Origin of the sequence: Salmonella sp. SAL04162, from assembly GCF_046551535.1 — a bacterium.
Classification (GTDB): domain Bacteria; phylum Pseudomonadota; class Gammaproteobacteria; order Enterobacterales; family Enterobacteriaceae; genus Salmonella; species Salmonella enterica.
Genome location: NZ_JBGDVX010000003.1, coordinates 382,868 through 405,815 on the forward strand (window position 1 = coordinate 382,868; position 22,948 = coordinate 405,815).

19 protein-coding genes and 2 pseudogenes are annotated in these 22,948 nt (G+C 50.5%); 5 read left to right on the forward strand and 16 right to left on the reverse strand.

Annotated elements, in window-relative coordinates; genetic code table 11:
- Nucleotides 1-113: 113 nt before the first annotated feature.
- Nucleotides 114-474 (reverse strand): annotated as a pseudogene (locus tag ACLJRH_RS08705) (transposase); the annotation flags it as partial.
- A 409-nt stretch (nt 475-883) separates the two neighbouring features.
- On the opposite strand from ACLJRH_RS08705, the pseudogene ACLJRH_RS08710 reads away from it, so the two are divergent.
- The 3 genes and pseudogenes from ACLJRH_RS08710 to misL all read left to right on the forward strand — a co-directional run.
- Nucleotides 884-994 (forward strand): annotated as a pseudogene (locus tag ACLJRH_RS08710) (transposase); the annotation flags it as partial.
- A 756-nt stretch (nt 995-1,750) separates the two neighbouring features.
- A complete protein-coding gene (locus tag ACLJRH_RS08715) occupies nt 1,751-2,368 on the forward strand; it encodes a helix-turn-helix transcriptional regulator (protein WP_023136631.1) in 618 nt (205 codons plus the stop codon).
- A gap of 74 nt (nt 2,369-2,442) precedes the next feature.
- Nucleotides 2,443-5,295, forward strand: coding sequence for an intestinal colonization autotransporter adhesin MisL (gene misL / locus ACLJRH_RS08720; protein ID WP_023223124.1), 2,853 nt, complete (start codon nt 2,443-2,445; stop codon nt 5,293-5,295).
- 93 nt (nt 5,296-5,388) lie between these two features.
- Here misL and ACLJRH_RS08725 read toward each other — a convergent pair whose 3' ends face one another.
- Both ACLJRH_RS08725 and ACLJRH_RS08730 read right to left on the reverse strand, forming a co-directional pair.
- On the reverse strand, nt 5,389-5,853 hold the full coding sequence (locus ACLJRH_RS08725; RefSeq protein ID WP_001521985.1) for a hypothetical protein: 465 nt from the start codon (nt 5,851-5,853) through the stop codon (nt 5,389-5,391).
- Nucleotides 5,854-5,863: 10 nt separating this feature from the next.
- Nucleotides 5,864-6,721 carry a transcriptional regulator gene (locus ACLJRH_RS08730; protein WP_023136629.1) on the reverse strand — a complete coding sequence of 286 codons (858 nt, stop codon included), beginning with the start codon at nt 6,719-6,721 and terminating at the stop codon, nt 5,864-5,866.
- A 785-nt stretch (nt 6,722-7,506) separates the two neighbouring features.
- Between ACLJRH_RS08730 and ACLJRH_RS08735 the strand changes: the two genes are divergently transcribed.
- Entirely contained in the window at nt 7,507-8,187 is a 681-nt protein-coding gene (locus ACLJRH_RS08735; RefSeq protein WP_000106461.1) for an isochorismatase family protein, read from the forward strand.
- Nucleotides 8,188-8,349: 162 nt separating this feature from the next.
- Here the strand turns inward: ACLJRH_RS08735 and cigR are convergent, their stop codons facing one another.
- The 5 genes from cigR to ACLJRH_RS08760 all read right to left on the reverse strand — a co-directional run bounded on the left by cigR (nt 8,350) and on the right by ACLJRH_RS08760 (nt 12,785).
- Nucleotides 8,350-8,829 (reverse strand): anti-virulence regulatory inner membrane protein CigR, encoded by a 480-nt coding sequence (gene cigR / locus ACLJRH_RS08740; protein WP_001065322.1) that lies wholly within the window; start codon nt 8,827-8,829, stop codon nt 8,350-8,352.
- Nucleotides 8,830-8,930: 101 nt separating this feature from the next.
- Nucleotides 8,931-9,017 (reverse strand): magnesium transporter protection protein MgtU, encoded by an 87-nt coding sequence (gene mgtU, locus ACLJRH_RS08745; protein WP_252515021.1) that lies wholly within the window; start codon nt 9,015-9,017, stop codon nt 8,931-8,933.
- A gap of 12 nt (nt 9,018-9,029) precedes the next feature.
- Entirely contained in the window at nt 9,030-9,122 is a 93-nt protein-coding gene (mgtR, locus tag ACLJRH_RS08750; RefSeq protein WP_001082118.1) for a protein MgtR, read from the reverse strand.
- Nucleotides 9,123-9,143: 21 nt separating this feature from the next.
- Nucleotides 9,144-11,870, reverse strand: a complete 2,727-nt coding sequence (mgtA, locus tag ACLJRH_RS08755) for a magnesium-translocating P-type ATPase (RefSeq protein WP_001528297.1) — start codon at nt 11,868-11,870, stop codon at nt 9,144-9,146.
- Between the two features lie 219 nt (nt 11,871-12,089).
- A complete protein-coding gene (locus tag ACLJRH_RS08760; protein WP_000392700.1) occupies nt 12,090-12,785 on the reverse strand; it encodes an MgtC family protein in 696 nt (231 codons plus the stop codon).
- Between the two features lie 505 nt (nt 12,786-13,290).
- Here ACLJRH_RS08760 and ACLJRH_RS08765 point away from each other — a divergent pair.
- Entirely contained in the window at nt 13,291-14,193 is a 903-nt protein-coding gene (locus ACLJRH_RS08765) for an EamA family transporter (protein WP_000535970.1), read from the forward strand.
- A gap of 42 nt (nt 14,194-14,235) precedes the next feature.
- On the opposite strand, the gene ACLJRH_RS08770 is transcribed toward ACLJRH_RS08765, so the two are convergent.
- The 8 genes from ACLJRH_RS08770 to dagR all read right to left on the reverse strand — a co-directional run bounded on the left by ACLJRH_RS08770 (nt 14,236) and on the right by dagR (nt 22,934).
- Complete coding sequence (locus ACLJRH_RS08770; protein WP_000749536.1) at nt 14,236-15,165, reverse strand: Rpn family recombination-promoting nuclease/putative transposase; 930 nt, start codon at nt 15,163-15,165, stop codon at nt 14,236-14,238.
- 235 nt (nt 15,166-15,400) lie between these two features.
- On the reverse strand, nt 15,401-16,144 hold the full coding sequence (dagF, locus tag ACLJRH_RS08775) for a 2-dehydro-3-deoxy-phosphogluconate aldolase (RefSeq protein WP_023136627.1): 744 nt from the start codon (nt 16,142-16,144) through the stop codon (nt 15,401-15,403).
- On the reverse strand, nt 16,131-17,240 hold the full coding sequence (dgaE, locus tag ACLJRH_RS08780) for a D-glucosaminate-6-phosphate ammonia lyase (protein WP_023136626.1): 1,110 nt from the start codon (nt 17,238-17,240) through the stop codon (nt 16,131-16,133). Before dgaE ends, dagF begins: the two co-directional genes overlap by 14 nt.
- A 3-nt stretch (nt 17,241-17,243) precedes the next feature.
- Nucleotides 17,244-18,104 (reverse strand): PTS system mannose/fructose/sorbose family transporter subunit IID, encoded by an 861-nt coding sequence (locus ACLJRH_RS08785; protein ID WP_001526325.1) that lies wholly within the window; start codon nt 18,102-18,104, stop codon nt 17,244-17,246.
- Nucleotides 18,101-18,850, reverse strand: a complete 750-nt coding sequence (locus ACLJRH_RS08790) for a PTS mannose/fructose/sorbose/N-acetylgalactosamine transporter subunit IIC (protein WP_000380259.1) — start codon at nt 18,848-18,850, stop codon at nt 18,101-18,103. Before ACLJRH_RS08790 ends, ACLJRH_RS08785 begins: the two co-directional genes overlap by 4 nt.
- Before the next feature lie 145 nt (nt 18,851-18,995).
- Nucleotides 18,996-19,481: a PTS system mannose/fructose/N-acetylgalactosamine-transporter subunit IIB gene (locus tag ACLJRH_RS08795; RefSeq protein ID WP_001284295.1), complete on the reverse strand. Its 486-nt coding sequence runs from the start codon at nt 19,479-19,481 to the stop codon at nt 18,996-18,998.
- A gap of 10 nt (nt 19,482-19,491) precedes the next feature.
- Complete coding sequence (locus ACLJRH_RS08800) at nt 19,492-19,917, reverse strand: PTS sugar transporter subunit IIA (RefSeq protein ID WP_000214106.1); 426 nt, start codon at nt 19,915-19,917, stop codon at nt 19,492-19,494.
- A gap of 218 nt (nt 19,918-20,135) precedes the next feature.
- Nucleotides 20,136-22,934: a transcriptional regulator DagR gene (gene dagR / locus ACLJRH_RS08805; RefSeq protein ID WP_023136625.1), complete on the reverse strand. Its 2,799-nt coding sequence runs from the start codon at nt 22,932-22,934 to the stop codon at nt 20,136-20,138.
- Nucleotides 22,935-22,948: the final 14 nt, after the last annotated feature.

The window sequence follows — 22,948 nt, forward strand, 5'->3', positions numbered from 1 at the left end:
TGTGTATAGTAGTGTGTATAAAGTCATTGATATGTTTATTTATATTTAACCAAAATCAATGACTTACAATCCAAATAAGACTCCTGTGATCTTCCGCCAATTAGCCTCTTCTGAACTAAATAAAATGAATTGCCACGCGCCCGTGGACTTCGGTATCCGACCCGAGCCTTTATCCCCACACGTTGCATCAACCACCAGACTTTGCTTACACCGCATTGTTCCTGATATCCCGCAGATCGAGACAGCTCTTGCGATAGCCATAAACACAGCCCGATTCTAGCCAGAACTGCCTGTATGCCCCGTCAGATTCAGGTCAACATGATGCCGTCGTGAATGTGGCGGCTTTATCCAGGCGTAAAGACTATGGGTAGTAATATCAAGACGTGTTGCGACGCTGGAAACAGAATGGCCGCGCTCAATAATCTGTTTTACCGCTTTAATTTTAAACGCTTCGGGATAACATTTACCGCTCATGGGCTCTTCTCTTTAAGTCATCTTAAATGACTCAGCGGTGTCTGTTAAACCTGTGGCGATTCACTCCTCCGTTTTATCCAGACAAAATTATCCTGATAATGTGCTGTAGCGGCTGAATGACTTAATAACACATCAACCTAAACACTGAATAGTTTCTCAGTTACCTGATTTTTCATTGTTATCTATTAGATACTGCAAGCATTTCATCTTTATACCCTTGTTCTCCCATACGTCCTGTTTATTCTTACCCCCCCCCATTATTATATTTCAGTAGTAAAATATCCGTATACATTCTTATACCAGGTACTCATATTACTGGCAGTTAGTTTAATTTTTTGTACGTATCCCACATAATCGTGCTATTCACATTTAGAGATCACGTCATCGAACTGCTGACGAAGGAATCTCTATGCATAAAGCCCGTCTCACTGAGCATCAGAACATCGCCGTAATTAAGTTGGTCGAAGCTGGACGAGCGGTTAAAGATATCTGCCAGGAGGCGGATATTTGTGAAGTGACTGACGACATCTATGGACATTAGGTTTGACCACATTCTGTTTCTCACTAATGTGCTCCGGGAAAGAGTTTTCATCAAATGAGCAATTGAAAAGAGAAGCCAGAAGCTGAAGTTGCTTCGACCGATAAGTCTGTCGGTTGCTCAGACCGTCACGATCAGAATTAAGTCAGATCAACTTATTGGCAAGGTATAACTCCCGGCGTTAAGTTACAAGATTTTCTCATGGCATTAGCATTACACCCTCTTAAAGTTTACATGTGTCTCTATAAAATAGTCTTAAATTTGTATATAAGAAGTTGATGAGAGCACAAATGTCACCATTAAGTCATTGAATAACAATGCAATAAAAGAAAAAATCTTAAATTAGGTTTTAATAATAAGAATTCATTACAGGTTTACAGGATTTACTTTTATATTTCATCACATCACCCCGATAGTGACGAAGGCAGCAGGCAGATGGTATTGAGAACCGTTATTTATCACTCTCATGATTTAGCAAATAGTGCTGTTTTAAGATTCTTTATGATATTGGAGATTATGTATAAAAATCCCAATGGGTGAAATACAAATCCGAAATGATGTATTACGACTGTCGGATCTGTCATGGTTCCTTAAAGCTGTATTTTAGGTCTTTCCAGGAGTTTATGACACTGACAATAATTCGCGACTTTTGACAGCCGTAGCACTGTATATTATCTGGATTGACACATTTATTTACCAATGAAATATTAATAGAAACATCGACGGGAGTCGTTCAGGATGATGAGAAAGCCTTCACAAATTGTCCATTGCATTAGTTGCGATTTATCCTGTCAATTATTCCCTGACAGCGCAGTACGGGTGCAATACTGTCATAATGCGGCATTTTCCATCTGGCCAGATGGTAATGCTTTCCTGAAAAAAGGGTTTATTGAAAAGTTATTGCTTGATAGACACAACCATTTATCCAGCGGTTTTATCTTTGTTGATTTTTCTTTCCCGAATCTTCGACGATTTACCGATTTGCAGTGGGCTGACAGTCTGGCAGACAGTGGCATGCATATTGTCCTGATTTCTGACAGAAGTTTAACTCCGCTGGCCAATTACTGGATTTTGAAAAGCAATAAAATACAAGGAATTATTTATTCCGATGACGATGATATTGTGCAACAGCAAAAGATACACCGCTTGTTTACCGGTCGGCTCGCCAACAGTAAACGTGGACGAACGCTTAACTATACGGAATTTATATTACTGAAGCGCTTTGTATCAGGAATAAGTATTCAGCAGATTGTAAATATTGACAATATTGATATTAAGAAACTTTATGTGCATAAGCTGCGGCTTGAAAATAAGCTAGGGCATAGCATTCATAAAATAATATCAAATATTTTATAGATCCGTTTCCATTTTTATTATTTCCATATTATTGCGATGTGGAAGACGCTTTACGCCATAATGCAGGAGGCAGAATGCCAACTCCCCAAAATTACTCATTCATCGCCATAGCGGTATCAGCAGCATTAGCCTCTATGGTATTTCCCTCCCAGGCGGCCTGGGTTGACGTTGATAGTCTGCCATCCAGTGGGCTAGTCAGCCAGTTGCCGCCGGAATTACAGGCCATTATTCCCGCTCAGGCCAGTACCGGTTTCACCAAAGTCGGTACCATGCCCAACTACGTTTATCAGTGGAACACCGGCACCATCCCGGTTTATGGCAATGGCCTCACGCTTAATGGGCCGGGCGCGGAGGCGTTTGAACACACTGTCACGGTTATTCAAAACAGCGGGACGGGAAGTCCGGGCGTGATTTTTGGCAACGACCTGACCATTCGGACGCAGTCGGCGAATGCCGCGAATAATGGTAGAGACGTCGATGGCATCCGTACTCACGGCGCGAATACTCCGGATAACCCGGTATTTATTATTACCGGTGACCGCACCCGCATCTACGTGGATGGTCAGGATGGTGACGGTATTAACGCCGGATATAACTCACTGGGCCAGGGTTGGACCGGATCGGCCAATATTTACGTCGGCGACGATCTGTATATCAAAACTACCGGTAGCCAGGGACGTGGAATTACAGCCAACGCCATGAGGGATGCGTCACGTGCCAAAAATACGATTGTCGTCGGCAATCGTGCACATATTGTTACTACCGGCGACAGTTCGGAGGGGCTGCGTACCGGACAAAGCGGTTCGTTGATTCGTCTGGGTGACGATGCAACCATCGAAACCTCCGGCGCATCCTCTACGGGGATTTACGCAGCATCCTCCTCCAGAACCGAGCTTGGCAACAACGCTACTATTACGGTGAACGGTGCCAGCGCACACGCGGTATATGCAACTAACGCTACCGTTAATTTGGGAGAGAATGCCGCTATTAGCGTTAACAGCGCCAGTAAGGCTGCATCCTATAGTAAAGCCCCTGCCGGTTTATACGCCCTCTCCCGAGGCGCCATTAATCTGGCAGGCGGTGCGGCTATTACTATGGCGGGCGATAACAGTAGCGAAAGTTACGCCATCAGCACGGAGACTGGCGGCATTGTTGACGGTTCTTCAGGAGGACGTTTCGTCATCGACGGTGATATTCGTGCTGCTGGCGCCACCGCTGCCAGCGGTACGCTACCGCAGCAGAACAGTACGATTAAGCTCAATATGACGGACAACTCGCGGTGGGACGGGGCGTCGTACATCACCAGCGCTACGGCGGGCACAGGCGTTATCTCTGTACAAATGAGCGATGCGACCTGGAATATGACCAGCAGCTCAACGCTCACTGACCTGACGCTGAATAGTGGCGCAACCATTAACTTCAGCCATGAAGATGGCGAGCCATGGCAAACGCTCACCATCAATGAAGATTATGTAGGCAACGGCGGTAAGCTGGTCTTTAATACTGTGCTCAACGATGATGATTCCGAAACGGACAGGCTGCAGGTTCTCGGCAATACTTCAGGTAACACATTTGTTGCAGTAAATAATATTGGAGGAGCCGGGGCGCAAACCATTGAAGGTATTGAAATTGTTAACGTTGCTGGCAATTCCAACGGTACTTTCGAAAAAGCAAGCCGTATTGTTGCCGGAGCCTATGACTACAACGTGGTGCAGAAAGGTAAAAACTGGTATCTGACCAGCTACATTGAGCCGGACGAACCAATTATTCCCGATCCGGTGGACCCTGTTATTCCCGATCCGGTAGACCCTGATCCAGTAGACCCGGTTATCCCTGACCCTGTTATTCCCGATCCGGTGGACCCTGATCCAGTAGACCCTGAGCCAGTAGACCCGGTCATCCCTGATCCGACAATTCCTGACATAGGGCAATCTGACACACCGCCGATAACAGAACATCAGTTCCGTCCGGAAGTGGGCAGCTATCTTGCCAACAACTATGCGGCAAATACGCTGTTCATGACGCGTCTCCATGACCGTCTGGGTGAAACCCAGTACACCGACATGCTGACGGGTGAGAAGAAGGTCACCAGCCTGTGGATGCGTAACGTCGGCGCCCATACTCGCTTCAACGATGGCAGCGGGCAGCTAAAAACCCGCATCAACAGCTATGTGTTACAACTGGGAGGCGATCTGGCACAGTGGAGCACTGACGGTCTTGACCGTTGGCATATTGGTGCAATGGCAGGTTATGCCAACAGCCAGAACCGCACGCTGTCGTCCGTGAGTGACTATCATTCCCGTGGTCAAGTCACCGGTTACAGCGTCGGCCTTTACGGCACCTGGTATGCTAACAATATCGATCGGTCTGGGGCTTATGTGGATACCTGGATGCTGTACAACTGGTTTGATAACAAGGTCATGGGTCAGGATCAGGCCGCTGAGAAATATAAATCCAAAGGAATTACCGCCTCGGTTGAAGCCGGTTACAGCTTCAGGTTAGGTGAAAGCGCGCATCAAAGCTACTGGTTGCAGCCCAAAGCGCAGGTGGTATGGATGGGCGTGCAGGCTGACGACAATCGCGAAGCCAATGGTACTCTCGTGAAGGATGATACCGCCGGTAATCTGCTAACCCGCATGGGCGTAAAAGCCTATATTAACGGCCACAACGCTATTGATAACGATAAATCTCGAGAGTTCCAGCCGTTCGTGGAAGCGAACTGGATCCATAATACGCAGCCTGCCAGCGTGAAGATGGACGATGTCAGCAGCGATATGCGTGGTACGAAAAATATTGGTGAACTGAAAGTGGGCATTGAAGGGCAAATTACCCCGCGCCTGAACGTATGGGGTAACGTGGCGCAACAGGTAGGTGACCAGGGCTATAGTAATACCCAAGGCCTACTGGGGGTTAAATACAGTTTCTGATTCAGGTAACAACAGAGCCGCTGATCTTCAGCGGCTTTTACCCGGAAGCGCTTTCATTTGGCTGATAGGTTTCATGAACGGCTCCAAAACCGCTTAATGTGTACAGAAAAATATCGGGCGTTTCCCGATGGTGAACATAAAGCCACGATGGCCCTGAGTCAGGATGGTGTAACTGATACTTTTCCCTGGATAGACATAAAAATCGGGTAAAACCGTCTCGATAACCGCATCGGACAGTGTTTCGTCACGCGTGACTTTGTTGATATCCGTCGATATAAAATGGGTACTGTCTTTATTTTCACTCCATACATAGGAAACATCACGGCGGATCACGCCGCTCATTTTATTATCGACGTAATACGTTCCGCTGATGGAAACCACCCCAGTGCGTTTTTTCAGCGAATACATAAAGTCCAGCGTCAGGTTAGCCTGAGTGTTGTTATAAAACACAATCACAGGCGCCGTACATTTCTCAGGATCCCGGTTCTTTTCCGTATATAAATGAAAAAGATGCCCAAGCCCTACTCCCAGAAACAGTAGCGTCAGGCAGGCTAACATCAGTGCCTTTTTACCCATGAGCCACCCCGCGGAAAAAAAGCGTCACGCAGCCTGTATCACCGCGCGTTTTATAAGGTTGCTGACAAATCAATGCCGTAACCGCTGGGGTGCGACTGCTGGAAGGGAAATAGACCCATGGGTATTTCTGACAATCCATACCGGTTTTTAGAATCATTGACTTATAGCTTGCAAAGCGGCTACCGCTTTCGATATCTTCATTCCGCGAGAAAAAATGACAACCCTGGGTTGTTTCAACCAGCGTGTAGCGATCATAAAAATCCTTATCAGGAACGGTTTGCCAGCTTATAGTGCCAAGCAAAATACCGACAGCAAATGTCCCGGTCATCCAAAGTACAGGTACATAATGTTTAAACCAACGCTCTGACATACGCGGCGGCGTCTCACCCTTTTTTTCTATTGTCTGAGCGAAGTCTTTGCGGATGGTCATGATGCTCACGCCAGGCTCAATCTGAAAGCCTCTACGCGGAACCGTGATTATCAGCGTATCTTCATTTTCGCCAACGGTACGTAATCCGCGGCGAATAATGGAGATATTCTGATAAAGCGTATTTGCCGACACCACCATGCCGTCTTCTTCCCACACTTTTTGAAAGAATGTTTGTTGTGAGACGACAGAGGGGGCGTTTTCCAGCAGAAGGCGCAAGCAACGGCTGGCGGGCGTTGTCAGAATAATGTTGAGATCTGGCCTCGATAATGACGCCAGGCGATTCATTTCTGGATTAAATTCAATATTATCGTTAATTATCCATAACATCGCATTGTTACCATGCCAAAACATAACGTAGTTGGAGAGGGTTAATAGACACCACTGAGTATAGTCTGATGCTGTGGCTGCGTAGCAGGACATGGATTGTCCCCTGCACATACCGATCATATAGAAGAGCGAGAGGCATAAGACATTAACAGGTAAGCGTAGACACCGCTTTTCTCATTATAGCAGACTCAGGGGTGAAAGTACGTTTGGTTTTCTTGTTCGTTAAGTCACCTGTTTTGTATTGAGGTGAGAATATCACCTTTAATCAGGTGGCCAAATTTACTGTGCCGCTACGCTTTAATATCTCATATATAAATCATGAGAAAATATATCCTGACAATCTATATCATATGAAAGACAGGGTTTTATTGAACGTGTTCTCTATAATGGCTTGTAATATCCAAAAAAGCAGCACTCGTTATGTAGGGATAGTTTTCAATTTATTAAGAGTTACAGTAGCCATACTTAATGTCAGCACGCTTCCCACTTAATATTTAAGCTACGCTTTATATTATTTAAATATAAATAAGTTAATCCTTAAATTGAACTATTTCAAATTTATACTAAATAAGTTTAAAACTATCTATCAGAAACAATTTGTAGGGATATTGCCTGTTTTTTCAATCAATAATCCTCTCTGACATGTAAAATAGAAACATTTATTCATAATATGAATATTGTTGTGATAACAGATTCGCGTGAAAGTAAATCGACTGAAGGTGATGCCGATGAATATTCCTTCAGAAAGAACTCAACAGGGTAATCCAAAATCGGCAACGGATTACTGTCATCAGCTTAAAAACGGAAATCGCCCCGGCGATTAATGACTTTAACACTGATAGTGATTATCAGTGAAAGGCAACAACAAGGAATGAATTATGTCTACACCCGCGAATTTTAACGGTCAACGCCCTGCCATTGATGCTAACGACGCAGTAATGCTGCTGATTGACCACCAAAGTGGCCTGTTTCAGACCGTCGGCGACATGCCGATGCCGGAATTACGCGCGCGCGCCGCGGCGCTGGCTAAGATCGCTACCTTATGCAATATGCCGGTCATTACTACCGCATCCGTACCACAGGGACCGAATGGTCCGCTGATTCCGGAAATCCATGCGAATGCGCCACACGCGCAATATGTCGCGCGTAAAGGGGAAATTAATGCCTGGGATAATGCCGATTTTGTACAAGCGGTAAAAGCGACAGGCCGTAAAACGCTGATCATCGCCGGTACTATTACCAGTGTCTGCATGGCTTTTCCAGCCATCAGCGCCGTCGCGGAAGGTTACAAGGTATTTGCGGTAATTGATGCCTCCGGTACGTACAGTAAAATGGCGCAGGAAATTACGATGGCCCGCGTGGTGCAGGCGGGCGTAGTACCAATGGATACCGCGGCGGTAGCCTCTGAGCTGCAACGTACCTGGAATAGGGAAGATGCCGCAGAATGGGCGGATGTATATACCAAAATATTCCCGGCCTATCAGCTACTGATTGAAAGTTATACCAAAGCGCAGGAAGTAGTAAAAAATAATGAACTGCTGGATTCTCAGCGCGCATAAATAACGCCCTGAAGCGGCTAAATAGCCCCATTTAATGGGGCTATTTTACTTGCCATTTTGGTCCTGGGCAGAAAATCCTCACGTACTACGTGTACGCTCCGGTTTTTGCGCGCTGTCCGTGTCCAAACTGGCTGCGCCAATAACGCCTGGTGGGATAGGCTCTTAATCAAATACGCCATTAATAATCGCCGTGACCACCGCGGTACTGAGCGCGATCAGCACCAGATTATCCCCAATGATTTTCCACTCATAGCCCGGATAATAAGGTAATTGTCCCAGCATAGACGCCGGCACCGTTTTTTTAGCGATTCCCGGCGGCAGCGGTTTTCCTCTCGCCAGATTTTTCGCAATCCCCGGAGGTAAAGACTGATAACCCGTCAGCCCTAAATTCACTGCCAGTTGCCTGGCGACAGCATAGCTAATGTCCGACTCGACGTGATCCGGTTTACCGCCATTTTTACGGTGTTCCGTTTTTTGCCCGGCATTTCCTTTATGTCCGTTACCGTTATTACCCTGATTAGCCGCGTTATTACCATGTCCGCCGCCATTGCCATTTCCCGGATTCGCCAGCACAGGCGTAGCGCTCAGGGAAAACGTAATCAACGTCGCCAGGACGGCGGTTAAACCACGACGATTATTCATGATATTGCCCTTCTGATGTGGGATACCATGAAAATAGCGCCCCGCCATAAAAAGAACAACTACATCGATTCTTATTTTAAGCGGGGCTCGCCAACAGCAGCTTATCGTATCCAGATAGTCAGTAAAATCAGGATGATTGCTATCAGGACAACCTGATAAAAAATTTTGTCCAACCCTCTTTTTTGCATGGCGTCACCTCGTTATAAAACGATTTGCCAGAGGGCTAAACACAACACCAACAGGCTAATCAGTAAAAATATCAGCGCGATGATTTTATCGGGTGAGCGATTCATCTGGGCGATCCTCAAACATCATTAAAACCACTGGCCAAAGCGTTTGATATAAAAGCGCTTCATGCCTTGCGCCACCAGACAGTAGCTCAATAATGTCGCCACCAACCACGGGAAGTAGCTCAGCGGCAGCGGCTCCAGTCCAACCATCGCACCCAAAGGTGAGAATGGAATATAAATGCCTATCGCCATAATCAAGCCGGTCGTCAATAATACCGGCAACGTCGCCCGACTTTGGATAAACGGTATTTTCTGCGTCCTTAGCATATGCACGACCAGTGTCTGCGAGAGCAGACCCTCAATAAACCAGCCGGACTGAAAGAGCGCCTGCGCCTCTACGTTATTAGCCGCAAAGACGTACCACATCAACGCAAAGGTTGTGATATCGAAAATAGAAGACGTTGGGCCAATCCATAGCATAAAACGACCAATATTTTTCGCGTCCCATTTCCGCGGCTTACGCAGGAACTCTTTATCCATTTTGTCCCACGGCAACGACAACTGCGAAATATCGTACATCAAATTCTGGATCAACAGATGAATCGCCAGCATCGGCAGAAACGGAATAAACGCGCTGGCTACCAGTACCGAAAAAACATTGCCGAAATTAGAGCTGGCGGTCATATTCAGGTATTTAATGATATTGCCAAAGGTTTCCCGCCCTTTGATGACGCCTTCCTCAAGCACCATGAGATCTTTTTCCAGCAGAATAATATCTGATGACTCTTTAGCAATATCGGCGGCGCTATCGACGGAAATCCCCACATCCGCATCACGAAGCGCGGGCGCGTCGTTGATCCCATCCCCAAGAAAACCAACGGTATGACCATTTTTCTGTAGCGCTTGCAAAATACGCGTTTTTTGTAACGGCGTCAGCCGGGCGAATACTGCGCGTTTCTCCACTTCAGACGCCAGTTCGGCATCTGACATAGCCTCAACCTGGGTTCCGGTCAGGATATCGTGCGTATCAATACCCACTTCCAGACAGATACGCGCCGTCACGACCGGATTATCGCCGGTGAGGACTTTGACCGCCACGCCGTTATCCCGCAACGCGGCAATCGCTTTTCCGGCGCTCTCTTTCGGCGGATCGAGAAAAGTGAGCATCCCTTCGATGGTAAGTTCGGTCTCATCCTCCACACTTAATGTCGGATTGTTCCCGGAACCATCCAGCTTACGTGTCGCTATCAGCAATACACGGAATCCCTGCGCATTGTAATCTTCGGTTTTCGCCAGCAGCAGCTCGCGGCGTGTTTCCGTCAGCGCCACCACACGATCGCCTTCGCGAAGATGGGTGGCTACCATCATCATCTCTTCAACAGCGCCTTTGCAGATCAGGCATCTGTCTCCATGCTGCGTATCCTCCACCAGGACCGATACCCGGCGACGTACAAAGTCGAATGGCAGTTCATCGCGTTTAACGAAGCGCGCTTTTGTCGATGGCGCGATGCGACCCTCGCCAAAACGCAGTATGGCGCGATCCATCACATTCCGGGCGCCGCTCTGGCTGCTACTATTCAGCCAGGCCAGCATCAATACCCGGCTGCTTTTTACACCGCTCACATCCAGATGATGCTCCAGAAAAATATTGTCCTGGGTTAAGGTGCCGGTTTTATCTGTACACAACACATCCATCGCGCCGAAGTTTTGAATAGCGTTCAGGCGCTTGACGATCACTTTGCGCCGCGACATCGCAATCGCGCCTTTTGCCAGGTTGGAACTGACAATCATGGGCAACATTTCCGGCGTCAACCCCACCGCAACCGCCAGCGCGAACAGCGAAGCCTCTACCCAGTCTCCCTTACTGAACCCATTGATCAGCAGGACAACCGGCACCATGATCAGCATAAAGCGTATCAACAGCCAGCTCACGCTGTTGACTCCACGATCGAAAGCCGTCTGGGTACGCGTACCCACAATGGATTTCGCCAGCGAGCCGAACCAGGTACGGCTTCCCGTCGCGACCACGACCGCTTGCGCTCTGCCGCTGGTTACATTGGTTCCCATCAGACAGATATTGCCCAAATCTAGCAGGCTTTTATCTTTGTCAGGCAATTGCTCGCTGTCTTTACCTGCCACATCAGCCATAACATCGTATTTTTCTACGGGTAATGATTCACCACTAAGAATTGACTGGCTGATAAAGAGATCGCGCGACGCCAGCAGTCGGACGTCGGCGGGCACCAGATCGCCTGCGGCCAGAAAAACCACATCGCCCGGCACCAGTTCTTCAATGGGAATCTCTTCCTGCACCGCGCCTATATTGCCCGGCCCACGACGCAACACCGTGGCGGTGGTGCGAACCATCTTTTTCAGCGCCTGTGCTGCTCTGTTAGTGCGAAACTCCTGCCAGAAACGCAATAACCCGCTCAAACTGACCATCGTCAGAATAATCAGCACGCCGGTGAGATCGGTCTCTTCGCCACGGTGTAACGGGAGCCAGTAATCCGTGATGAAACTGACCCCTGCCAGTGCCATCAGAACGTAAATAAACGGGTTATTGAATGCCTGCAGAAGCTGAACCAGCACCGGAGGAACTTGCTCATGCGCCACTTCATTGCGCCCATACACTTTCAACCGTTCGCTGGCCTCTTCTATCGTGAGGCCCTGACGATGGCTGTTCAGCCGCGCCAGTGTCTCCTCCGGGCTATGAAAAGCTTCCGCTTCGATCGGAAATACTTTTTTATGCTGCTTATCATTTTCTGACGCCGGGCGATTGAGTTTCCGGTTTTCAATGTTCATGTCAGTCATGATGAATCCCCAAAATTAAGGTGTAGTGTTTCCTGCATATCACGCCCAGGGAATAGTAAACTCACGATTACAAGGTGAATGCCCCGGGAGAACTATCTATGCATAAAAAAGGTTATTGCTTACTCACTATTTTGAGTGGGTTTTATTTTATCGACTCGGGAATATCCATCATTCCCTCCTTATACGTCTGGCGTAATGTTGAAATTGAATCAAAAACTATTATTGACTATCAATACTCCAGTGAATTGCGGTGATATTATCGTTATCACCTATTCTGGATATAATCAGTTCTCGCGTTTTACGATAATCAGCATGACCCACGAGCTCGGCACGAATTTCTTTATAGCCCTGTTCCTGAGCGGGGACCGAACCTAACCCTTGTAAACAGATCGCAGCCTCTTTTACGATATTCAGTAACCACTGACGAACCTCGCTCTCATCTTCTTTATTACAGGTTACTTTCAGGATATAACGTTTTTCTCCCTCGGCGGATACCGGGAGTTGATTTATACGCTGCGCCGCTTCACGCAGTAAAATATTGGCACAAAGAATAATGATCGTCGCCGCCAGCGCATTTTTGAACTGCCCTAAGCCGCATAACACGCCGATGCCCGCCGAACACCATAGCGTTGCCGCAGTGTTCAGCCCGCGCACATTCATCCCTTCGCGCATGATGACGCCCGCCCCCAGAAAGCCAATACCAGAGACAATCTGCGCCGCAATTCTCCCGGGGCTGTCTGGCGATGTCGTCATGGAGCTCAGAATAAAAACGGCGGCGCCTGTCGCCACCAGCGCATTAGTGCGTAATCCCGCCATACGTTGACGCCATTGTCTTTCCGCGCCAATCAGCGCGCCCAACAGCATAGCGGCCAGTAAATTTAAAATATAAGGAAACATTAACATACGTTCCTCCATTTTTTCTGGAAGAATAAGTACGTGCTATATTTAGCACACGACAAATTTCTGCCCTGAGGCAATTAGCGTCGTGTTAACGGCGGAGGAAATAAAGCGTGTTTAAACATGAACATGACGATTACCTCGCGACAATGCGCGTGTTGTAACATTATTGGGATGACAATCGTCACAAGGGGAGATTGCTGCCCACCGGTTCGGCAAGCAGCGCAGGAATAGCGTGCGTTAACTTGCCAGATGATTTACGTAAAAGTGACTGTCCAACATATTACTCCTGCATGAATTTGCGCTTATTATAGTCAGTCAATATGTTCTGTAAAGTGCAAAGGCGGGGATAGTGACGATTTGTTTAAGTTTGTTTGATATTTTCTATGACAAAAAAATGACAATATTATGTCAATAACAGGCTCGTCTGAAATCATTAAACAATAAATTCCTGCTTAATGCCGGCGATAGCTCTGTTATGATGCCTGCACGTAAAAAAATAAAACAACATGACGAGGAAAAAATGGGTTCCACCAGAAAAGGGATGCTAAACGTCCTGATTGCCGCCGTATTGTGGGGGAGTTCAGGCGTTTGCGCGCAGTACATCATGGAGCAAAGCCGTATGTCGTCACAGTTCCTGACGATGATACGTTTGTTATTCGCCGGGCTGATACTGGTGACCTTCTCCTTTATGCACGGCGATAAGATATTTTCAATTCTTAAAAACCGCAAAGATGCACTGAGTCTGCTGATTTTCTCCGTGGTGGGCGCGCTCACCGTTCAGCTAACCTTCCTGCTCACGATTGAAAAATCCAATGCTGCCACCGCGACAGTGCTGCAATTTTTATCGCCGACCATTATTGTAGCGTGGTTTGCATTAGCGCGAAGAACACGACCAGGCATTCTGGTCTTAACCGCCATTCTTACATCGCTTATCGGCACCTTTTTACTGGTCACTCACGGCAATCCAACATCGCTGTCGATCTCTTCAGGCGCGCTGTTCTGGGGTATCGCCTCCGCATTTGCCGCCGCCTTTTATACGACCTGGCCTTCCAGGCTAATCGCCCAATACGGCACACTGCCAGTGGTCGGCTGGAGTATGTCCTTTGGCGGCCTTATTCTGCTGCCCTTCTACGCTAAAGAAGGAACGCACTTTGCGGTGAGCGGCAGTCTGATTCTGGCCTTTTTCTACCTTGTGGTGATCGGTACGTCGCTGACGTTCAGCCTGTATTTGAAAGGCGCGCAACTGATTGGTGGCCCCAAGGCCAGCATTTTAAGCTGCGCGGAACCGTTAAGCAGCGCCCTGCTGTCGCTGCTGCTGTTGGGGATTAGTTTTACCTTGCCGGACTGGCTGGGCACGCTGCTCATTCTCTCGTCAGTGATTCTGATCTCCCTCGATTCCCGTCGACGCGCGCGGGCCGCTTAACGCCGTTGATAATCACGATGACCGGGCGGAAGAGGGAAAAGTTTAATGGCGCTTTGCCTTAATCTCTTCGTCAGAAAGCCCGGTAATCATCAGCACCATCTCTCGCTCGATCCCCTGTTCCAGCATCGTATGCGCAATACGCAAGGCCTCCTCCTGCTTACCTTGATGTATACCTTGTTGTACGCCTTCACGCTTACCTTTTCTGCGCCCCGATTCACGTATTCTGTCTACGATCGTCATTAATCTCTCCTTGTGTTGGGGAACACGACGCGCCACCTCGCGGATAAACTTGCCAAAACGAGGCGTGCTGCCATGCTGTATTAGCAAATAATTAAACAGCGCTTTTAGCTGACTGTCATTAGCGTTTCCCGTAATAAGAAGTACCGCTAAGCGCTCGACCAATCCCATCAGGTCGCGCTGACGTATATGCTTTTGTACCAGCTCCAACATCGCGATACGTCGATGCTGCATAATCTCGTTATCCGGCACCACCGTAATGTCTACCAGTGGAAATGCCGTCGCATAAAGCTGACGCGCCAGTGCAGGATCGTCAAACTCATCCAGCCAGCACAGCGAAAAGGGATACGGGCTTTTCGCGCCATGGTAAAACAGCATGGGAATCACCAGCGGTAACGTTTTATGGCCAGCATCCAGATGGCGCTGCATCGCGGCAGTCGCGTAACGCATTAACCGGAACGCCATATGCGCGTCCGGCGTACTCTGATGCTCTATAACGACATAGATATAACCGTCGCCTTCACACGTTTTTAGCGACCAAAGGACATCGGAATAAAACGCGCGTAAATTTTTCTCGATAAAACTGTCTGGCGCCAGTTTCAACGTCGTCAGATCGCAACGTATTCTTAGCGAATGGGGAAGATGAATATTGAGAAAATCCCGCGCGGTATCCGGATGGCGTAAAAACGTTTTGAATACCGCATCATGAGGCGTGGATGTGGGGCTTTTTTTCATGGCGATCCGTCACCTGAGGAATAAGATGACGCCACTGTACTCGCCAAAAATACAGACAGCATTCAGGAAAATTTAACCCTGCGAGGAGGCTCGAAAGGGAATCACTGACGGCTGCAATACGTACATTTTTGCCCGGCCTGCTACGCATTATCGCCCGGTAGCGTAACGCTAACCGGGCCTACAAATACACGTCATCTGTAGGCCAGGTGAACGCAGCGCTCTTCGGCGATAAATCTCACACCAGCGCTTTGACTATCTCCATCAACCGAATGACGTCTTCGGGGCGCGTATTGCCGGTTTGCGGATCGATAATCGAGCTGTAAACATGCGGCATGACGCGCGGCACGCCTGCCTCCAGGCAGGTTTGCAGGATAATACCGAAATTATCCAGTGAGATACCGCCGGTCGGCTCGATGAGCGTCATGCCGTGGCGGGCGGCGGCTGTCGCCAGCGCATAGAGTTCCGGTAACGACTTTTCGCCGCCCATCGGGAAAAACTTCGCCGCATGTGCGCCCATATCCTGCATCATGCGTACCGCCGCTTCACAGGAAACGCGGGCTGGCGTTCCCTGGCTGCTGCTGACGCCGGTAGAAATCACCACCTCGCCAGGCGTTCCCGTCGGGCTGACCAGGGCGTTAATATGTGTTTGCTCGCCGCCTGTCGCCGCCAGTGCGCCCGCTGCGAAGCCGCTGCCGGTAAAAGTCTGGTTGACGTGGGCCGGGTGAGTATGGGCGGCAATCATCGCCGCTTTGTAGTACTGCGCCGGGTCGCCTGCGCCCAGACCCACTGAGATTGACGGCACCTCCGCCATCCAGCGTTTCACCTCCGGCACGCCCTCTTCTACCGTAGCGAACTGCGCGGAAAGTACGCCAATGACCGCATGGCCTTCGGCGGCTTCATAGATAGCCTTCGCGTTGGCGATATCCTTTGCCAGCACGTTAATCGCTACCCGCTGACGATAAAAATTAATCTGCTGCATGTTCTGCAATCTCCCTGAGTCGCGCCACAATCAATGCCATTTCCCCTTCGGCTACCGTGCGTGGATCGAGGCTAAAAACCCCCTGATGAAGCTGATATTTGCGGGCGTAAATCGCTATCTCACCGCCGCGCAACTGCGCTTCGACGTCCTGCGCATTCAGCCCCAATTCAGATGCGTTCACCCGCACACGAATACGCCAGATTGCACGCCCGGCTTCATCCTGTTCGATATCGGCATAAAGACCATGGATGGCGGAAATCGCTTCCGCGACCGGCTGTAACTGTGCTGCGGTCACGGTCGTCTGGCCCTGGTGGTAATTCTCCAGCGCATACACCAGCCCAACCATGTTTTCCTTGCCAATTTTCATCGCCCTGGCAATCCCCTGGTGCTGCGCTTTGCAGGCGGCAATCCACGTTTTCCTACCAGTGATAAAGCCAGAGGTTGGCGCATTAAAGGCTTTCGCGCCGCTATAGATAACCATATCCGCGCCGCTCGCCACCCAGCCGCGCAAATCCTCTTCCGCCGCGGCATCGACAATCAACGGCAGGTGGTTGGCCTGCGCCACCTGTACAAAATCGTCAATGCTCAACATGCCTTTCTGTACGCAATGGTGTGATTTCACATACAGTAGCGCGGCGGTCTTTTCGTTAATGGCGCTTTCCAGTTGCCAGCGGGCCGCCAGATTGCTCGACCCCACTTCCACTATGCGCCCGCCGCCAAGACGAATGGCGCTGGTGACTGGCGCGCCGTAGTCCACATTATGCCCGCGCAGCATCACCACCTCATTGGCCATACCGGTACTGTCCGGCATCAGGGCGACGCGCGCCCGATCGCCGTGGGTGATAGCGGCAGCGACGGCAATGGCAATACCCGCCGAGGCGCACGAGGTGATATAGCTATCTTCAGCACCCGTATAGCGCGATACCAGTTCGCCGGTTTTTTCCACCAGCGCGTCAATCTCGACGAAAGCGGAAGCCGCGCGCGCGGTGGCCTGCATGACCTCCGGCGCGACGCTTGAGACGCCCAGAATGGTCATTTTGCCGCAGGCGTTAATGACCTTTTTCAACCCCAGTTGTTGATAGATATTCGGCGTCATGATTTACAGCACTCCCAACAACGAACAGACTATGCTCAGTGCGACAATCGACAGTAAAATGGTGGTGTAGCGCGGCCCTTTTTTTACCAGATAGAAGTAGATGGCGAATACCGCCGCCAGTGGCAGTAAGCCCGGCGCGATAGAGTCGAGGATCTGCTGAACCACCACTTCAGATCCTTTCAAAGCGCTAATTTTTAACGGCGTGGTGATTTTGACGTAGCTGGCGGAAAGCGCGCCCATCATGATCAAACCCAGCACGTTGGCCCCGTAGATCAGTTCTTTGATTCGCCCCCCTTGCAGCAGGCCGATAATCGAATCACGCCCCAGCGTATATCCCTTGTGGACCATACCGTAGCTGATCGCCAGGGTGATCGCCGGGTAGAGAATCAGCGGGATAATACCGCCCATCGCGCTGCCATTTGCCGCGAACGGAATAAAGATCGCTATCAACAGCGGCATCACCGCCGCCCAGATAATCGAATCGCCCATCCCGGCAAGCGGCCCCATCAGGCCAGTTTTAATGCCGGTGATAGACGAGTCGTTAATCGGCTCGCCGCGCGTTTTTTGTTCTTCCATGGCAATAGAGATGCCCTGAATCACCGCGCCGAAGGTCTGCTCGGAGTTAAAGAAGTTAAGGTGGCGTTTTAGCGCTTCTACCTGCTCCTCTTTTTGTGGGTAGAGTTTTTTGATGATCGGCGTCATCGAGGCGCAGAAAATCAGGCTCTGTAAGCGCTCATAGGAGCTGGAAACCTCGGCGCCCAGCCAGTAGATAAACCAGGCTTTGGTGATATCTGCTTTGGTCAGCGCCCCGCTTTCCCGCGCGCGCTCAACCAGTTCATGCTGCATTACGTCACTGCTCATCATGCTGCTCCTTCATTTTTCGCCAGGCCTTTAATCAGGAAGGCGACACAGGTGCCGAAGATGGCCATCGCCATGATGTCGACCTTGAGGTACAACACCGCGAAGAACCCGCCGATAAACCACGGCAACAGGCTCTTTTTACCGATCACCATAATGGTGATGGCAAAGCCCAGCGCCGGCAGAATGCCGCCCATGATTTCAAAGGAGTGGGTTAACCAGTGCGGCATCAGTTTAAGGAAACTTTCCACCACATCCTGGCCAAAGTAGTTAGCGGCAAAGACCACCGGGAAGCGCAGCACCAGCCCCAGCAATGCCGGGTAAAGAAAGGCGCAACGCATGATGCCCGCCATGTTTGCCGTTTCCGCGTGTTTATCCGCCATATGTACCCAGGCGGCGTTCAGCGTGCGCCTCAGCTGATCGAGAAACACGCCAATCACGCCAAACGGGATTGCCAGCGCGATCGCCAGGTTTGGGTCCATACCGGCCTTCACCGCGATAGGAATGGAGATACAGGCCGCCAGCGCCGGGTCCGACGGCACGTTGCCGCCCGGCGTTGAGGTCACGCCCAAATAAACGAGCTGCATCCCTGCGCCGATGATCATCGCAGTCTGCATATTGCCAAGCAAAAGCCCGACAAATACCGCGATCACCACCGGTTGTAACAGCATCGCGGAGAAGGTGTAGCCGAGGCGTAAACGGGCAAACCAGTAATACAACCCCATCAGGCTTGCAAAGAGTAAGGTATCCATAGTGTTATCCTATACACTTCATCCTTCAGGCTGCCTCTTTGTTGGCTGCCTTCGCTCACCCCAGTCACTTACTTTAGTAAGCTCCAGGGGATTCACTCAGTTGCCGCCTCGATGCATCCAGAATGATTTTGTGTCTATTAAAGGGTTAGAATTTTTTCAGGATATCGTCGAGCGGCTGCGGCTTATCCTCCGGGATGGTCTGGAAAAATACCTGAACGCCACGGTTTTTCAGGTCGTTAAGAATGCCGACGTCTTTTTCATCCAGCGTAATATTCTGAAAAACCGCCTTGCGGTTTGGCCCGCCGCCGAGACCGCCAACCTGAATGCGGGTAACGTCAAAGCCCAGTTGTATGGCGTCCTGCACCGCCGCCAGTGAGGGAAAAAGCACCAGCACGTTACCGTCGCCAAGCTGATTTTCTTTCCATGCGGCGGCAAAACTCTGGTTGCCGAAGCAATCCACTTTGATATTTGGCGGCGCGGCCATCAGGTAGATATTTTTCATAAACGGATCGGCATCCAGTTCATCACTCACAACGGCTATCCGGTTCGCCTGAGATTGTCCGACCCACTTCGTGACAACCTGCCCATGAATGAGACGGCTGTCGATGCGGCATAAAACGATATTGGCCATGATGTTTTCCTTAGAGTGATTGTTGTAGCTGACGTACATGGGCGACCACATCCAGGCAGCTACTGCGCCCGGCCTCAACTAACTCGTCCACGCAGGCAGTTAGCATCCCTTGTTCGCGCCTGTCCAGCGCCTCCAGCAGTAGCGACGCATTCAATCCGGCAATCACCGCCACCGGATAATCGGCGCTTAGCCGCGCCGCGACGTTGGACGTCGTGCCGCCGACAAAATCCGTCAGGATCAGCGAGCCTTCCGGCAGCGTTTTCACCACGGCCTCGACGCGTTGATAAAACTCGCCCAGCGTATCGACAGGCATTAGCGCGATTTCCGTCACGCCTTTAATTTCGCCCGTGACCATACGCAGGCTGTTGCAAAGCGGTTGTCCCCAGCCGCCATGCGTCAGCAGCAGGATGTGGGGCAACGGTTGTGTGGTAGTCAAAATGGCCTCCTGGCGCAATTACATGAGGACACCGGCATATATTGCCCGGTGGCACTGCGCTTACCGGGCCTACAGGACACTCCCGGTAGGCCGGATAAGGCGTTTACGCCGCTATCCGGCATAACGCATCATCAGAAGAGCAAAGGTTGTGCCAGAATTTGTGTCACGCGAGGAAGAAGAAAGGTCTGGCGAGGCGCGAAGCCCCGCCAGTAAAAGGATTAGCTATAGAGCAGTTCGTAGATATAAAAATATTCCGCATCTGATAAACGGATGGCGTAGGCATCTTCGATCGGCAGAAAAGCGGATTTGATGACACTAAACGCGCGCGCGTCCAGATTCGGCTGACTTTCCAACGCCATCTGTAACGGTTTTCGGTTAATCACAATACGCTCTACCATACAGCAGCAGTGGATCAGGAAGCGCAGTGTCACCTGGCGGCTTGGTTTCAGGGAAAGCGAAGACGTCAGATGGTTAAAAACGCCCTCCATCTCTTTCAGAATACGCTGCGGGTTAAGCACGGAAATATGATTGATGATGCTCTCCATCGTTAGCGCGCTGATAAAGCGCATGGCGCTGCGCTCCATCTCCAGACGGCGTTCAGCGTTGGACAGATCGGGCGTTAACAGGCTCAACACCAGTTCCGGCCCTTGTTCGGAGAAAAGCTCTTCCAGCGAAATAAACGGAATATCCGGCAGCCCCGGCTGGAAAGTGCCGACAATCCCCGCCAGCCGCTCGCTGGCATTCAATGCCTGCTGAACGCGCTCCAGACTTCGTACCTCGTTATAATCAAGGATCACCATCCTGGTATCTTGCGACATCAGTTCGCCAAAGCTCTCCTCCAGCACCTTTTTGATTTTTTCCGCCGTTCCCATGCCGGTAATACAGGAGATGACCAGCACTTTGCCGCCGTTCTCCTGCTGCGGCGTACAAAGCTGGCAGGGGATATTTTTACTCTGCAGGAGCGCCGTCAGCTGTGGTAAATCGCTGGTTTCATAGCTTAAATCTAGCCCGACTTCCAGCAGACTGGTCAGCGTGATGTTCGGCATGAGCAAAACATCTATCTGGAATAACTTACTGATCGTACTGCCGAAATGGATCAATGAACCGATGTCCACCAACAGGATAAGCCGCCGATATTGGCGGGTTTGAATCATTTGGGTCAGCGTTTCCAGCGTGTCATGCACCGACTGTTCAAACGGCATGTCGATGGCGCTGAACAGCTCGCGCTCCAGTACGCGGTTGACATATTGCGCCTGACTGGTGGCGGTGGTCGCGCCGTGGGCGATCAAAATAACCCCGCAGTCGGGGCTGGCATCGATACGCTGACGATAATGGCGGCACTCTTTCAGGAACAGGCATAGCCAGACCACTTCCGTCGCCGGACACTGAATATGCAGCAGTTCGTTGATTTTCCGACACAGCAGCGCGGCGTTGTCATATTCGTCTTTGCAGCGATCCAGGATCAAACTGGAAGAGTAAAGCTGCGGGATCAGGCCGCGCTGCACGTAGCCTATCAGCGCCAGGAAGTGTTTACGCAGTGGGTTAACCAGATTTTCCGGCAGCGAAAAGCCCAACACCTGCTCTACGCAGCCAATCAGCAGCGTCACGCGCTCTTCAATCTGGTCGCCATAGCGCGGCGGATGCGCCACGCTGTCGCGGCTGTAGAGACCGTATTCAAAAATCGAGCTGAGTTTATTTTTCAGGATCGCCAGCGTCTCCGCCGGGGGGACGTTACTGTTGCGCAAATTAACATATTCGCGCGTCAGGAAGCTGTAAAAGAGGTCGCTCTCTTCAATTTCCGCCCCGGTCGCCAGCGACGTCTTCAATGCGGGCAGCGTGCGCGCGTCTATATTTAGCCGCGCTTTACCGTCAAACAGAGTATCCACCAATAGACGCTGTTCCGGCGTCGGGTTAACCGACATCTCCGCCAGCCGCTTATCCAGCTGTAGCGTGTCGTTATGCTCGGTCATTCCCGATGCCCACGCCTGAGCGCAGAGAAACTGAATATCGCTTTTTAGCTGACCGATATTGCCTTCAAGGGGTTTATTCAGCAACCAGAGCAACAACGGTTTATCAATGCTGACCGTGCGTTCTATTTTGCGGCTTTCCCGCTGTAAGAACCCCACGATCAGTTCGATCTGTTCTTCAACGGAGCGCTGGCGAATGCCCGGCAAATCAATACATACCTGAATACGCCGCTGGAAAGTACGTAACAGCGCCGACCCGACCGGCTCGGTAGTGGCGCAAATCAGGCGTACCGAAATTGATCGCGGCTGGCTGCTCACGCCAAGCGGACGGTACTCGCCTTTATCCAGAATAGAGAACAGCTTTTCCTGCCCTTCATAAGACAGACGGTGCACCTCGTCCAGCAGCAGATAACCACCGTCCGCCTGCTCCACGAGGCCTGTTTTATGTTCATTCGCGCCGGTAAACGCCCCCTGCCGATGACCAAACAGATGCGAGGAGAGCAGTTCCGGGTTATGGGCGTATTCCGCGCAGTTAAAGTAGACCAGCGGCGGGATAGCGCCGCTCGCCTGTTCACAGGCGAAACGGTGCATCAGTTCCGCAAAAAAGGTTTTACCGACGCCGGACGGCCCGGTAAGCAGAACGTGTAAACCGTGCGGATAGAGCACCGCCGCACGGCCTTTTTCTACCGCATCGCGCAGGCTGCGATCGTAACCAATCAGGCTGGTAAACGGATCGTCGGGCGCGTAATACTCTTCATGCGGCAGCACATCCGCCACCGACCGCACCTCGCGTTCAGACTCTTCCAGCTGTCGTCCCAGCAACGTTTCCAGCGCCTGGCGATGCAGAAAATAGACCGGGCGGCCACGGCTTTTGATTGCCAGGCCGTCATTCCATAACTGATTGAGATCTTTGCTGACGGAGTTACGCGCCAGCCCAAGATTGAAACCTATCGCCTCCGCCGTAAACGCCGTCTCCTGCGCCAAATCGGCAAGACATAACCCGCGCGTCAGCCGTTCCAGCTCTCCCAGTACGATCTCAATACGTCTCATTACACTACCGCTTA

What these genes read in the sequence shown, in the direction of transcription:
- ACLJRH_RS08715 (WP_023136631.1), top strand. Translation starts at nt 1,751, where the DNA reads ATGATGAGAAAGCCTTCACAAATTGTCCATTGCATTAGTTGCGATTTA.
- misL (WP_023223124.1), top strand. Translation starts at nt 2,443, where the DNA reads ATGCCAACTCCCCAAAATTACTCATTCATCGCCATAGCGGTATCAGCA.
- ACLJRH_RS08725 (WP_001521985.1), bottom strand. Translation starts at nt 5,853, where the DNA reads ATGTTAGCCTGCCTGACGCTACTGTTTCTGGGAGTAGGGCTTGGGCAT.
- ACLJRH_RS08730 (WP_023136629.1), bottom strand. Translation starts at nt 6,721, where the DNA reads ATGTCCTGCTACGCAGCCACAGCATCAGACTATACTCAGTGGTGTCTA.
- ACLJRH_RS08735 (WP_000106461.1), top strand. Translation starts at nt 7,507, where the DNA reads ATGTCTACACCCGCGAATTTTAACGGTCAACGCCCTGCCATTGATGCT.
- cigR (WP_001065322.1), bottom strand. Translation starts at nt 8,829, where the DNA reads ATGAATAATCGTCGTGGTTTAACCGCCGTCCTGGCGACGTTGATTACG.
- mgtU (WP_252515021.1), bottom strand. Translation starts at nt 9,017, where the DNA reads ATGCAAAAAAGAGGGTTGGACAAAATTTTTTATCAGGTTGTCCTGATA.
- mgtR (WP_001082118.1), bottom strand. Translation starts at nt 9,122, where the DNA reads ATGAATCGCTCACCCGATAAAATCATCGCGCTGATATTTTTACTGATT.
- mgtA (WP_001528297.1), bottom strand. Translation starts at nt 11,870, where the DNA reads ATGACTGACATGAACATTGAAAACCGGAAACTCAATCGCCCGGCGTCA.
- ACLJRH_RS08760 (WP_000392700.1), bottom strand. Translation starts at nt 12,785, where the DNA reads ATGGAGGAACGTATGTTAATGTTTCCTTATATTTTAAATTTACTGGCC.
- ACLJRH_RS08765 (WP_000535970.1), top strand. Translation starts at nt 13,291, where the DNA reads ATGGGTTCCACCAGAAAAGGGATGCTAAACGTCCTGATTGCCGCCGTA.
- ACLJRH_RS08770 (WP_000749536.1), bottom strand. Translation starts at nt 15,165, where the DNA reads ATGAAAAAAAGCCCCACATCCACGCCTCATGATGCGGTATTCAAAACG.
- dagF (WP_023136627.1), bottom strand. Translation starts at nt 16,144, where the DNA reads ATGCAGCAGATTAATTTTTATCGTCAGCGGGTAGCGATTAACGTGCTG.
- dgaE (WP_023136626.1), bottom strand. Translation starts at nt 17,240, where the DNA reads ATGACGCCGAATATCTATCAACAACTGGGGTTGAAAAAGGTCATTAAC.
- ACLJRH_RS08785 (WP_001526325.1), bottom strand. Translation starts at nt 18,104, where the DNA reads ATGATGAGCAGTGACGTAATGCAGCATGAACTGGTTGAGCGCGCGCGG.
- ACLJRH_RS08790 (WP_000380259.1), bottom strand. Translation starts at nt 18,850, where the DNA reads ATGGATACCTTACTCTTTGCAAGCCTGATGGGGTTGTATTACTGGTTT.
- ACLJRH_RS08795 (WP_001284295.1), bottom strand. Translation starts at nt 19,481, where the DNA reads ATGGCCAATATCGTTTTATGCCGCATCGACAGCCGTCTCATTCATGGG.
- dagR (WP_023136625.1), bottom strand. Translation starts at nt 22,934, where the DNA reads ATGAGACGTATTGAGATCGTACTGGGAGAGCTGGAACGGCTGACGCGC.